Origin of the sequence: Tenacibaculum sp. SSH1-16 (assembly GCF_040104435.1) — a bacterium.
Classification (GTDB): domain Bacteria; phylum Bacteroidota; class Bacteroidia; order Flavobacteriales; family Flavobacteriaceae; genus Polaribacter; species Polaribacter mesophilus.
This window is the reverse complement of record NZ_JBECOV010000008.1, coordinates 1-14,218: the sequence shown is the minus strand read 5'-3', so window position 1 is coordinate 14,218 and position 14,218 is coordinate 1. Positions and strand designations below refer to the sequence as shown.

Annotated in this window: 6 protein-coding genes and 1 pseudogene; 5 read left to right on the top strand and 2 right to left on the bottom strand. The window is 33.5% G+C overall.

The window, feature by feature from the left end; genetic code table 11:
- The first annotated feature begins 19 nt into the window (after positions 1–19).
- Together ABMY20_RS10795 and ABMY20_RS10790 are read left to right on the top strand one after the other, a co-directional pair.
- Positions 20–781 carry a hypothetical protein gene (locus ABMY20_RS10795; RefSeq protein WP_349265288.1) on the top strand — a complete coding sequence of 254 codons (762 nt, stop codon included), beginning with the start codon at positions 20–22 and terminating at the stop codon, positions 779–781.
- A 129-nt stretch (positions 782–910) separates the two neighbouring features.
- On the top strand, positions 911–2,572 hold the full coding sequence (locus tag ABMY20_RS10790; RefSeq protein WP_159611716.1) for a sodium:solute symporter: 1,662 nt from the start codon (positions 911–913) through the stop codon (positions 2,570–2,572).
- On the opposite strand, the gene ABMY20_RS10785 is transcribed toward ABMY20_RS10790, so the two are convergent.
- Positions 2,569–4,056 carry an NAD(P)H-hydrate dehydratase gene (locus tag ABMY20_RS10785; RefSeq protein WP_349265287.1) on the bottom strand — a complete coding sequence of 496 codons (1,488 nt, stop codon included), beginning with the start codon at positions 4,054–4,056 and terminating at the stop codon, positions 2,569–2,571. The genes ABMY20_RS10790 and ABMY20_RS10785 overlap by 4 nt on opposite strands.
- Positions 4,057–4,146: 90 nt before the next feature.
- Positions 4,147–4,836 carry a (d)CMP kinase gene (cmk, locus tag ABMY20_RS10780; RefSeq protein WP_159490809.1) on the bottom strand — a complete coding sequence of 230 codons (690 nt, stop codon included), beginning with the start codon at positions 4,834–4,836 and terminating at the stop codon, positions 4,147–4,149.
- 257 nt (positions 4,837–5,093) lie between these two features.
- Here cmk and ABMY20_RS10775 point away from each other — a divergent pair, with 257 nt between their 5' ends.
- From ABMY20_RS10775 to ABMY20_RS10765, 3 genes and pseudogenes are all read left to right on the top strand, one after another.
- Positions 5,094–7,268 (top strand): gliding motility-associated C-terminal domain-containing protein, encoded by a 2,175-nt coding sequence (locus ABMY20_RS10775; protein ID WP_349265286.1) that lies wholly within the window; start codon positions 5,094–5,096, stop codon positions 7,266–7,268.
- A gap of 10 nt (positions 7,269–7,278) precedes the next feature.
- The gene (locus tag ABMY20_RS10770; protein ID WP_053056712.1) at positions 7,279–9,117 is read left to right on the top strand and encodes a PorP/SprF family type IX secretion system membrane protein; all 1,839 of its coding nucleotides are present in this window, start codon (positions 7,279–7,281) and stop codon (positions 9,115–9,117) included.
- Between the two features lie 48 nt (positions 9,118–9,165).
- Positions 9,166–14,218: pseudogene (locus ABMY20_RS10765) on the top strand (hypothetical protein); the annotation flags it as partial.

The window sequence follows — 14,218 nt, the reverse complement described above, 5'->3', positions numbered from 1 at the left end:
TTAGAACAAATCAATTATCATGAAAAAAATAGTAGTACTAATCGCTATAGCTCTTGTTTCAATAGCATGCAAAAAAGAAGTTAAAAAGGAAACAATTAAAAAAGAAGAGGTAGCAACATTAAAATACCCGAAAACATTAGAAAAAATTCTTGAAAAACATGGAGGGATTGAACAATGGAAAAAAATGAAAACATTGTCATTCACACTAAAAAATGAAGAACATACTACAGATTTACATTCACGAAAAACAGTAGTGAATTCACCAGAATATTCTTTAGGGTTTGATGGAAAAGAAGTGTGGTTACAACAACAAGATTCAACAGCGTTTAAAGGAAACCCTGAGTTTTATTACAATCTATATTTTTATTTTTATGCAATGCCTTTTGTATTAGCTGATGATGGCATTGTGTATTCAGAAACAAAACCGCTGACTTTTGAAGGAGTTAGCTATCCAGGAATAAAAATTTCATACAAAGCCAAAGTAGGAACTTCACCAGATGATAATTATTTTATATTTTACCATCCAGAAACAAAACAAATGGCATGGTTAGGGTATACGGTTACTTATTTTAGCAAAGAATCAACTGATGCTTATAAAATTATAAGATATAACGATTGGGAAAATGTTAACGGTTTGTTATTGCCAAAATCCATAACTTGGTATGCTAAAGATGAAAATGGGCAACCAACAGAACCAGGAAGAGAACCAATTCAGTTTAAAATGCCTTTGTTAAGTGAAGCATCATTAGCCAATAGTTTTTACGAAAAACCAAAACAATAATCAACTAATAAAAAACAAAGTATGGATAAAAAGTATGTATGGAAAAAAGAGTATACATTAGTCTTAGTGGCTAATTTAGTATACATCGTGTTATTTTACATAATCACTAACATATATACAAAATAAACCATGCAGCTAGTAGATTGGATTGTTCTTTCGGTAACCTTATTGTTTATTGTTTTATATGGAGCTTGGAAAACCAAAGGAAGTAAAAATGTTGAAGATTACATAAAAGGAGGAAACGAAAGTAAATGGTGGACGATTGGTTTGTCAGTTATGGCAACACAAGCCAGTGCGATAACTTTCTTATCAACCCCAGGACAAGCATTTCATAGCGGAATGGGCTTTGTACAGTTTTACTTCGGATTACCAATAGCCATGGTGATTATTTGTTTGGTGTTTATTCCAATTTATCACCGATTAAAAGTTTATACAGCTTACGAATATTTAGAAGGAAGGTTTGATCAAAAAACTCGAACCTTAACTGCAATTCTATTTTTAATTCAACGCGGATTAGCAGCAGGAATCACCATTTTTGCGCCAGCTATTATTTTGTCTGCTGTTTTGGGTTGGGATTTAATTACTTTAAATATCATCATTGGGGTTTTGGTAATTATTTATACCGTTTCAGGAGGAACAAAGGCGGTAAGTGTTACACAAAAACAACAAATGGCAGTAATTTTCGCAGGAATGTTTGTAGCATTTTATTTAATACTACAGTATTTACCAGATGATATAACATTTACTAAGGCGTTAGAAATAGCAGGAGCTTCCGATAAAATGAAAGTGCTTGATTTTTCTTGGGATTTAAATAACCGTTATACGGTTTGGACAGGTATTTTAGGAGGAACATTTTTAATGTTATCGTATTTTGGAACAGACCAAAGCCAAGTCCAACGCTACTTGTCAGGAAAATCATTAAGAGAAAGTCAATTAGGGTTGATTTTTAACGGACTGTTAAAAGTACCTATGCAGTTTTTTATTCTGTTAGTAGGAGTGATGGTGTTTGTATTTTATCAGTTTAATCCGTCACCGTTAAATTTTAATCCAAAATCAGGAGAAGCAATAGCAAATTCCAACCTTGAAACAATAGAACAATATGTAAAATTAGAAGAGCAACATCGTTTTATTGAAGGAAGAAAAAAAGCGCTAATTTTTGAAGGGTTAACACCTGAAAATGTAATGCAGATTCAAGAGTTTAATGAACAAGATAAGGTACTAAAGGAAGAAGCAAAAACTATTATTTCAAAAGTAGATCCATTGGTAGAAACAAACGATAAAGACTATGTGTTTATTCACTTTATTCTGAATAATTTACCAAAAGGATTGATAGGTTTGTTGTTAGCAGTAATTTTATCAGCTGCCATGTCTTCTACGGCATCTGAATTAAACGCCTTAGGAGGTACTACAGCTATTGATTTATACAAACGAAATACGAAAATAGAATATAGTGAAGAGCATTATGTAAAAATGTCAAAATGGTTTACCCTAGGTTGGGGGATTTTGGCAATTTTAGTCGCCTGTATAGCAGATTTATTTGATAATTTAATTCAGCTTGTAAATATTATTGGTTCTATTTTTTATGGAAATGTGTTGGGAATTTTTTTACTAGCCTTTTTTATAAAGTTTGTAAAAGGAAATGCAGTATTTATTGCAGCGATAATTACGCAATTAATTATTATCGCAGTTTGGTACATCGATTGGCTACCGTATTTGTGGTTGAATGCTTTAGGGTGCGGTTTAGTAATGCTATTAGCAATACTAATTCAATCAACGTCTAAAGAAAACTAACTTTTTTCTATTTGTAATGCATCAATAATATCAGAAGCAATTAGGGCGTTGTATCCTTTTTTGCAAGCGGCATCATCGCCTGCTTTTCCGTGGAAAAATACCCCTAATAAAGCGGCATGTAGAGGAGTGTAGTTTTGTGCTAATAAGCCTGTGATAATTCCTGTGAGTACATCACCGCTACCACCTGTTGCCATTCCTTGGTTTCCAGAAGTGTTGAAGTATAAATTTCCTTCAGGAGAAGAAATCACAGTATATGCATTTTTTAAAACTACTATACATTGATATTTTGCAGAAAACTCAAGTTGCTTTTGAAAACGTTCGGTTGAGGTGTCAGACTTTCCTACCAACCTATCAAACTCTTTAATATGTGGAGTTAAGATAGAGTTTTTAGGAAGTAACGATTTTAATTCTTCGTTTTGAGCAATAATATTAATAGCATCGGCATCAATAACTAACGGGCTACTACTTTTCGATACTAATTTTTTTACAAGTTGTGTTGTTTTTTCGTTAACATCCAATCCTGGACCTATCGCGAGAATGTCGTATTTGAAAATTTCTGGGAGTTGGGTCACGAATTCTTCATTCTCGTCGGTTAGGCATATTGCTTCTGGAATGGAAGATTGCATAATTTGATACCCGCATTTTGGTACGTAACTAGTTAGCAGACCTACACCACTTCGTAAGCAAGCTTTTGAAGAGAGTACCGCAGCTCCCATTTTTCCATAAGAACCTGCAATTAATAAAGCGTGTCCGTAACTTCCTTTGTGTGATTGACGTAATCGGGGTATTAAAATTTCAGTAATCTTTTCGTTTAAAATAAAACAGTTACTTTTCTGCTGTTGAATAAAATCTTCATCTAAACCAATATCAACTGTTTTCCAATTTTTTACATGGTTTCCGTTTTCAGGAAAAAAGAATGAAAGTTTTGGTCTTTGAAAGCTCACTGCTATATCTGCATGTACAACAGTTTCAGAATCAGGAAGCTTATCGCAATATAAACCAGAAGGAAGATCAACAGCGTATATGGTTTTTTTAGCATTATTAATGTTTTCAATAACATGCTTTATAAAACCAGTAACAGGCTTGGAAAGCCCAAAACCAAAAATAGCGTCAATAATAACATCATATTCAGAAAAATCAGGAATTCTACTGGTTGATTTTATAGTGATAGTATCATCAAGTTTTTGAAAATTAATATCACAATCTGAGCTAAGTACATCTTTAAACTGAACTAAAAAAGGTTGTACAGTATATTTCTTACTTTTTAAAATTCTAGCAATAGCAAATCCGTCACCACCATTATTACCAACCCCACTAACAATAGCAATTTTTAGAGAACGGTTTAGTAAAGGTTCAATAGCTTTTACAAAGGCTAAAGATGCTTGTCCCATCAGAGCAAAAGAAGTAATTCCTTTTTTACTAATAGTATGTTCGTCAGCTTTTCGTATTTGTGTAACGTTGATTATTTTTTGAAGATTTTCCATGTTAGAAATTTACAACTTTACATAAAAAAAGCAAAAATAAACCCACAAAATTCTTTGTGGGTTTATTATAATCAATAGTATATGAAGTTTTTATTGAATTCTAGCATTAACTAAACTCATAATACGTTCAAATTGTTCTTTAAGTCCCATGTCAGAATTATCAAACTCAATAGCATCATCAGCCATAATTAAAGGAGAATCTTCTCGGGTAGAATCTATTCTGTCTCTCTCTTGTACATTTTGTAAAATTTCTTCATAATTTACATTATCGCCACGATCTAATAATTCTTTATAGCGACGCGTAGCGCGTTTATCGGCAGAAGCAGTCATAAATAATTTTAGTTCAGCATTAGGAAAAACTACAGTTCCAATATCACGACCATCCATAACAATCCCTTTGTTTCTGCCCATTTCTTGTTGTTCGCTAACTAACTTTTTTCTAATTTCAGAAACTTCAGCAACTTTGCTTACCAATTTAGAAACTTCAATACTTCTAATTTCTTTTTCAACATTGGTTCCGTTTAAAAACATTTCAGCAAAACCAAGTTTTTCATTAAAAGTAAAAGACAGAGAAATGTTAGGTAAATCAGCAACTAAATTTTCTGAGTTAAAATGGTTTTTAGAAATATAATTATGCTGCATAGCATATAAAGTAACAGCTCTATACATAGCGCCAGTATCAACATAAATATAACTAAGCTCTTTAGCTAATTGTTTAGCAATAGTACTTTTTCCTGTAGATGAAAAACCGTCAATGGCTATGGTGATTTTCTTTGTCATGATTCAAAAAAATAGATAGCAAATATACGGTGGATTTTTAATATTACGAGGTTGCTTTTTTGTGGTTAAGTTTAAGATTGTTGATTTTTTTTAAAGTATTGTATTGTAGTGTTTTATTGGTTGTTTTTTTGTGTTTTTAAACTTTAGTTGTGGGTTACACATAGATTTTATATATTTCGGCGTTAAATTTTGTTAATTTTAATACCGTTTTTGTTAAGAAAAACTATAAATTTGACACCCCTTAAAGGATCCCTTAGATGAAAAATTACACTAAAAGCATTTTATTACTTTTAGCGACACTTCTGTATTGTGCAACAAGTGCTGTATCTCAGACGCTGCTTAAGCCTGAGATTCAGTTTTCTAATGCTTGTAATGGTGCAGCTACAGATTTTAATGTGGTTTTTAAATACTCGGGTTCAGATTTTGACTCCAATAATGTATTTACGATAGAATTATCTGATGCAGATGGAAATTGGGGAAGTCCGATCAATGTAGGTACAGTAACTACTGAAAATTCTTCACATACTTTTTCTAGAACTTTTCAATTGCCTGATAATACTTACGGAACTAATTACAAGATACGTTTGGTTGCTAGTTCACCAGTAATGACCAGTCCAGATTCAGATTCGTTTGCAGCATATAAATTTTCAACAGATACTTTAGTTTTAAATAATTATAAAGACGTTATACTTTGTGATAGTGGATCAGCAGAACTTATATTAAATACTAATCAGAATGGTAATTACGAATGGTATAAAGATGATGTATTATTTACCACTACAACGGAACCTAAACTAGAGGTCACTTTACCTGGGAAGTATGAAGTGAAAATTGATTATGGAAAATGTGGTAGTGTAACTTCAACAATATCTTCTGTAATTATCTTAGATAATACAGCTAAACAAATTAAAGGGCCTTCAACCGTAGAAATATGTGGAGATGAGTCACATACTTTTGAAGCTAACACAAATCGTTCAGGTTTAACCTATAATTGGTACTTAGACAATAAATTAGTACAATCATCTAATTCTTCAATCTATACAACACCAACAACAGGGCAGTTTGGAACGTATCATTTGATAATTGATACAGGAACCTGTACTACCAAGTCAAACGATGTAGTGTTACAACAACAAACAACAGCAGGTTTTAGTGTAAATGCAGAAGGAGCTTTGACTAAAGTGATTTTACCCAGTGAAACTATTGAGTTATGTATAAATCATGATGCATCTTCTGGAACGATACAATGGTATAAAGAGGTTGATACTCCTTTAACAGCAAAAACTCAACGATGTATGAATGCCACTGAGTCAGGAGTGTATTATGCGCGAGTAACTGAGAGTACAGGAACTTCATGTGATGCCATAGTAGATTCTGAAAAGTTTACATTGTTAAATGTAACGTCTTTTGAACCAACCATTAGAACAGAAACTAATTATGAGGAATGTAATACTAGAAGTACAGAGTTAAGCATAGTAGGTGTTAAGGTAGAGGCAGAAGATGGTAATATGTATGACCTAACATCAGCTCAAATAGGGATGCTAAATTATCAATGGAATTTGGACGGAAACCCTATATCTGGTGAGACTAGTGATGGACTGTTTTTAAGTAGCTATACCGATAATGGTTCGTATACTTTAACTATAAATGTAGGGGCTATATCAGGAACGTCTAAAGCGCTGGATGTTAAGTTGGCTGAAGTACCCGAAATAAGAAGCACATCAACTTCAAACTCACTTTGTGCTGGGTCTTCTATAACTTATACAATAAATAATGTAGTAGCAGGTTATACGTATCAATGGATTAAAGATGGTACGGATGATGTTACCCCTGCTAATCCTGAAAACTTAATAGTAACTGAAGTTGGAGAATATGTGTTGAAATATTCAGGTTTTGGTTGTGATAATGAACTAGAGCCTATAAACGTAGTGATGTTTGATGATTCTGCGGTAACCATAACTCCTTCTGAGATTGTGGTAATGGAGGAAGGAAGTTCAGCAACTATAACAGCAGCAGGGGGAGAGTCATATGAGTGGTATCAAGGAGAGAGTATATCAGGAACCACATTATCAACAACAGAACAGTTAGAAGTAACAGAGCTAGGTTTTTACACAGTATTAGTAAAAGTAGGGGACTGTTCGGTAACAAGAACGGTAGAAGTTGTAGAGCCAGATGATCAAATTATAGTACCCAACACCTTAACTCCTAATGGAGACGGTAAAAATGACACATGGAAGATATCAAACAAATATGCGTTTCAACCACTAGTAACTGTAATGTTGTATAATGCTAATGGTAAAGAGATTTTAAAAACAACTGAGTACAAAAATGATTGGCCAACAGAAGATTTAGGAAATCAAAAAGTTTTTTATTATAAAATAATAAGAGAAGACAAATTGATTAAAGCTGGAACGATATCTGTTTTACACTAAAAAGGTTAGAATGATTAGAAAAATTACCTTACTTATTATATTGATATTAAATGTGTTTGTTATACAAGCGCAAACTTCTGGTAATGAACAGCAATATAATAGTTTCAGTTCTCGTAACTTTATGAAGTTTAATCGCTTTTTAACCGTGCCAACATTTTCTGCATTACGAGAAAACAAAACATCTCTTTCAGCTATAGTAAGAAACAGTAACATAGATTTTGAGGATAATCCCCGTTTATATGTGCTTACGTATTCAGGGAAAATGAGAGAAAATGTTGGAGCAGGAGTGGCTGTATATCAACAAGATGTAGGGTCGGTAAAAGATTTTGGAGCTATAGCAAATTATGCACATCGTTTACAGTTAAATGAAACGATGGATTTAACTTTTGGATTTAACTTTTTATATAGTAGAAGAAGTTTAAACTGGGGGAAGGTTCTAGTAACTGATGATGACGATACTTTTTTAAGTAATTATCAAGATGATCCTGTGGTTAATTTTCAACCAGCAGTAACGTTGTCTATTGGAAAGTTTGATGTTGGTGTCTTTTTCGAGAATTTAGTAGACTTTAATCTTAAAAAAAGTGAGATGGCAACTTCTTTTGGAGAAAAAACATTTTCGGGACATCTAATGTACTCTCATGAATTTACTTACGCATCAGGGCTTTTTGAAGGAGCTGATGTAAGATTCCTAGCAACCGCTAGAAAACCAGGGAATGATGATTTTGGCTTTGGAGGGAGCGCTATAGTAGATTTACCTAAAGCAGGTTGGGTTAAAGCTGGTTATGACAAGACATATGGAATTTCAGCTGGTGTTGGAATAAACCTTTCAGAAAATTTAGCGATAGGATTTAGTTACGAAAAAAGTAGTTTTGCAGCAACAAATGAAGTTGGACTTATTTATAATTTTGGTAAAAAAAGGTTTACAAGAGAACGACCTAAGAGGAGAACAGGAAATATTAAAGTAAACCTTCCAGAAAGAACACCTAAAAAAGAAATAGAATATAAAAACCCAGAACATAACGATTTATCTGACGAGATTCAACAAGCACAGGATTCTATTGATATACTAAATAAAAAGATAGATGAAGTATTACGAATACTGAAAAATCAACCGGCTCCTAAAGTAATTACCAATACTAATACAGTAATTATTAAAGATAGTGCTCAAACAAAAGATACCACATTAAGAAGAAGATCAAATAAACCATGGCGTAAGAGTACTGTAACTCGCTCTGGTGGAGGAGGAACTATGTATTATGTGGTTTCGGACCAATTTAGAAGTAAAGAAAATGCAGAAGCTTTGATAGATAAATGGGCCCGATTAGATATTGAAGCTAAGTATGTATTTGAACCTAATAAAAAATTATACTATGTATACATAGATAGGTTTGCTAAAGAAGAGGAGGCAGAAGAAAAGGTAGACGATTTTAATGATAAAACACGTTTATTTGAAAAGAATGATGAGAAAAAAGATAATTCTACAATAAAGGTTAATAAGACTACTAAAGACCCTGTGTACGTAGTTAAAATTACCTTAGGAGGAGAGCTTAGTAGTTATGAAGAGCCAAAGACTCAACCACCAGCAAGGGTTTATCCAATGCAGGCCGAAGGAGTTGAGCCCGGATATTATTTACGAGTATACGTAAATTCTCAGAAAGCATTAGCTGATAGAAATGTAGATGAATTAAGAAACGATGACATAGATGCAGATTATTTTGTAGATCCAAAAACAGGCTACATGCATATCTACATTTTTAAAACAACAGATAGATCGGAAGCGATTAAAATGTACAATACAAATTTAAATGGTGCTTTTTATGATCGTAAAGCAATCATTCAAATTAAATAATATAATATAATAAAAGAACTTGATTAATTAATTTCCCCAATTGATATTATGAAGAGAATAATTACCCTACTAATAATTGTATTATATGCACTTGTTGGTTTTTCACAAGAAAAATCTAGTCTATTCGAAGATGCAAGAGTATCAAAAAGACTCAAGGAGAGTGCTAAAAAAATACAAAAAAATCAAGAGAAATCTACAGCCAATAAGTTGTCAGACACACCATTCAATAACAGGTTAGGAGTTGGAGGTATTAATGTTAAAGGAAATATAACATACGTAGGTAATAATATTTTAAGCATAGATGATAATAATTATAGTTTCATAGGCCCAAATGATGACTTTAATTATGGAGGAAGTGCTAATACAGATTTTAAGTTAGGCTATATTGATATTGATGATGTAATGGGCATACCAGGCAATAACACTACCTTTTCATCAAGTATGTCAACTCTTAACCTACCTAGTTGTTCAAGGATTGTATATGCAGGATTGTATTGGGCTGCTATTTATCCTTATGACAATTGGAATGAAGAATCTTATGGAGTAAACACCAGAGATAATGACTTCAATACTATGAAGTTTAAAATACCGGGACAACCTTATCAAGATATTACTGGAACTATAATTTATGATGATGGAGAAGCTACTCAAAAGCCATATGTATGTTATAGGGATGTTACGTCTTTAGTACAAACTCTTGGAAACCCAAATGGAGATTATTTTGGGGCAAATGTTAAAGCAACTCTTGGTCAAGATTCTGTTGGACAGAGACTTGGTTCATCAGCAGGTTGGGTAATGGTAGTTGTTTATGAAAACGATACTGAATCAAGTAAAAACATTTCATTATTTGACGGTTTTTCTACTATTGATGGAGTTGTAGATACAGATGTAACTTTTTCTGGTTTTACAACTAAAAATTTAGGACCCGTTAGAGTTCAGTTACTTACAGCTGCTTTAGAAGGTGATAAGCCCTATACTGGAGATAGTTTTCAAATTTTAAACCAATCGAATAACTATGAGAATATAACAACAGGATCTAATAATCAAACGAATAATTTTTTTAATAGTTCTATTACTAAATATAACAATTTTGTTAATACAAGAACTCCACGAAGCACGAATACATTGGGGTTTGATATAGATTTATTTAACCTTAATAACCCAGCAAACTCTTTAATAGCTAATGGACAAACATCTATAGATGTAAGATTTACTACAGCTCAAGATGCCTATTTTCCATTTTTAAATGCTATGACGGTTGAAATTATAGAGCCTAAAGTACAGTTAATAAAAACAATTGAAGATGCTAGCGGAAATGATATACAGGGTAGACCTGTAGGTTTAGGGAGTGAATTATTTTATAATATAAGCTTTCAGAATGTAGGAACAGATGATGCTAGAAATACAATAATTACAGATAGATTACCAAAAAATGTAGATTTATTGACAACTACAGCACCAAATGGCTCTGTTGCTCCAGATGGAACACGTTTTGATATAGATTTACCTCCAGGAGTATCTATAACAGCATACGATCCACCAAGCGCAGCTAATGATAATAGAGCTGAATTAGAGATTTCAGTACCAGATAATATGGTTTTAGAGGGAGGTGCCCTTTATAATATTCGTATGCACGTTCAAGTAGTAACACACTGTAGTCAATTAAGAGATGTGTGTTCTAATGAGGTTAGAAATCAGGCTTTTGCCAGATACGAAGGAGTTAGAGGAGGAGTAGTTGTTAATAATGAGCCTAGTTTTTCGGGATTAGATGATTGTAATTTTGGTATAGTTGGTACTTCAAACTTTTTAGTTGATACAAGAGGATGTTCTTTTGAAACGACACAAGTAATGTGTGGTTCTAGTATAACATTAACTGCTGGAGCAGGGTTTGAATCATACGAATGGAGAGATGCCTCAGGCACTTTATTAGGAACTACTACAGTACCATCTTTTGATGTAACTAATGAAGGAACGTACACAGTTAATAAGATAGCTTCAGCAGCATCAGGATGTATAAATGCTGAAGAAACCATACATGTTGTAGGATATAATTCAGAACCAAATCCATTACAACCATTTGCAGACCAGGTATTAACTTGTGCAAGTAACGGAGAAGAGTTAGCTGAAGTTTACTTATGTGGTGATAGTGGTTCTAGAACTATTAATTTACCATTTGATACCTCTTCAGCTACAACAGTACAATGGTTTAAATTGGATGAATCTTCTTGTACCGATGTAACAGAATCAGGATGTCCTAATATAAATACAGGCTGTACATGGAATGAGGTAGGAAGCGGAGAATTTTCTAGAAACTTTGCAGATGCTGGAGAATATCGATTAGATGTTTTATATGATGGAAGATGCCCTAAAAGTTACTACTTCAATGTGTACAAAGCAACTTTAAATCCTACCTTTATTACACAGGATATTTTATGTGGTAACAATGGGTCTATTACTGTAAACAATATACCAGCAGGTTATCAATACAGTTTAACAGGTCCAGGAGGTTATAATGCTCCTTTTCAAAATAGTAATGTTTTTTCAAATTTAACAGCTGCAGGAAACTATAACCTTTCAATTCGTGTAAGCAGTGCGTCTGCTGCTTCATGTACATATACTTTTCCTCCTATTAATATTCAGGAAAATGACATAGATATGGACGTCATTACAACACCTATGCAGTGTTTTAATGATTCAGCACAAATAAGAGTTCAAGTAAATAATGTTTCTGGAGATTATACATATGAATTATTACAAGGTGGAAGTGTAGTAGGAATAGAAGGTCCAACTGCTAATAACGATTTTACTTTTAATGTTACAGATGGTGGGGCTTACACAGTGAGAGTTACAACACCTCAGTGTACCGCTACAGAAACGATTGTTATTAATGAACCAGATGAGTTATTACTTACAGCATTAAAAACTAAAGATATAACTTGCGAATCAGGAAGTTCAGACGGAATTATTCAGTTAACTGCAAGTGGAGGAACATTAGACACATCGTCAGGTAATAATTATAATTTTGCTGTATGGACGAGTCAGGGAACAGATTTATATACAAACCCATCAGACATTCCTAATACTGCGTTTTTAACACCAGCAACAAACCCATACACCTACAATGTGCCTGTTGGTAGTGAAGGAATATATCGATTTATTGTTATTGATGATAATAACTGTTATACAATTTCAGACCCGGTAGAAATTACTGTAGAGCCAGAATTAGCTTTTACTCATTCAGAAACAGATGTAACTTGTAATGGTTTAACAGATGGAACTATTAATGTTAGTGTTAATGGAGATAATTTAGGATATGCAGTAGAATATAGCATTGATAATGCTACATGGAACACTACAGGTGCTTTTGATAGTTTAGATGATGGAACTTATACCATTTATATAAGGGCATCAAAAAATTCTTATCAGTGTTTATATGAAATTCCTAATGTAGTAATAAATGAGCCAGCACCACTTAATGGAGGAAGTGTTACAAAAACTGATTTAGAATGTAACACCTCTGGAGGAACTACCTTTGGTACTATAACCTATACAGCACCAACAGGAGGTACTCCTAATTATACATATTATTATAAGTTAAGTTCAGCTGCAACTTATACATTAGCAGCAAATAATCCAGTAACAGGGCTCCCTGCAGGAACATACAACACAAGAGCAATAGACGCAAGTGGATGTATAATAGATTTAAACAATGTAACTATAAATGGTTTACCATCAGCACCAAATGTAACAAGTTCTATGGTATATAATTGTGATGGTACAGGAAACGTAACAATAACAGCTACTCCTGCAGGAACATATACTTATACTTTAAACGGAAACTCAAATACTACGGGTGTATTTAATAATGTACCGGTAGGAGGGTATACCGCTGAAGTAACTTATGGAGGTAGTTGTGTAGAAGACATTAGAGTTAGGGTAAATGCAGGAAATGAATTTTCAGGAAGTATTGTAGGCTCTACAGATAGTGAGTGTTATGGTTCAGATAATGGGGCAATCACAATATCAGCAAATAACGTTATAGGAGGAAGTTTTGAGTATTCGACAGATGGTGGAGCAACTTGGTCAATGACAGCCGATAACCCTTATAGAGTTGTAGGTTTAGCAGCAGGAACATATAATGTGTTTATAAGAGAAGCTGATGGAGGAGTGGCAAGTTGTGTAATTGATTTAGGTAATGTTACAATAGGCCAACCAGAAGAATTAACCTTGGCAGCATCGGTAACTCAAGAAGTAACTTGTAATATTGCAACAGGAACTATTACAGCTACTGCTACAGGAGGAATCCCTCCATACGAATACAGTATTGATGGAGGTGCTAATTGGGAAACTAGTAACGTGTTTAATAATGTACCACCAAGAGCAACTGATTATGTTGTAATGGTTAGAGATAGTAGAAACTGTAACGAATGTGGCTGTACAGCCAAATTGTTCCAAAATGGAAGCTTTGAAAGACCAGCAGAAACAGTAACAAGATTTAAATGGTATAATGAAGATGAAATTCCTGGTTGGGACTCTACGGCGTCTGATAATTTAATAGAGCTTTGGCATAATGGATATAATGGTGTGACAGCTCATGAAGGTAATTCTTTTGCAGAATTAAATGCTAATACAGTTTCTTCTTTATACCAAGAGTATTGTACACAACCAGGAGATATAATTACTTGGTCTGTAGCGCATAGAGGAAGAAGTGGTTTAGATAGAGCAACAGTGAAAATAGGAGGTGATTTAGCCACAGCTGGAGTTGTTGAAACCATGGAAACAAATAACACCGCTTGGAAAGTTTATACAGGAAGTTATACCGTTCCAGTAGGGCAATCAACCACAATAATTGCTTTTGATGCATTATCAACAGCTGGAGGAAATAACACTGTAGGGAATTTTATAGACGACGTACAAATTAATATTGCGAGTACAACTTGTGTACCTGTAAGTGTACCTGTTATAGAACCAAATACAGTAGATTTTGATTTAACACCTACATTATGTTATGATGGAAGTGGGAATGGTGAGATTCGTGTAGAAGTTACATCAGGTAATAATGATTACCAATTTAGGATTGATGGAGGAATTTGGCAAAACC

Bases quoted from the DNA above. Each gene is read 5' to 3' on its own strand.
- ABMY20_RS10785 (WP_349265287.1), bottom strand. From the start codon at position 4,056: ATGGAAAATCTTCAAAAAATAATCAACGTTACACAAATACGAAAAGCT.
- cmk (WP_159490809.1), bottom strand. From the start codon at position 4,836: ATGACAAAGAAAATCACCATAGCCATTGACGGTTTTTCATCTACAGGA.
- ABMY20_RS10795 (WP_349265288.1), top strand. From the start codon at position 20: ATGAAAAAAATAGTAGTACTAATCGCTATAGCTCTTGTTTCAATAGCA.
- ABMY20_RS10775 (WP_349265286.1), top strand. From the start codon at position 5,094: ATGAAAAATTACACTAAAAGCATTTTATTACTTTTAGCGACACTTCTG.
- ABMY20_RS10770 (WP_053056712.1), top strand. From the start codon at position 7,279: ATGATTAGAAAAATTACCTTACTTATTATATTGATATTAAATGTGTTT.
- ABMY20_RS10790 (WP_159611716.1), top strand. From the start codon at position 911: ATGCAGCTAGTAGATTGGATTGTTCTTTCGGTAACCTTATTGTTTATT.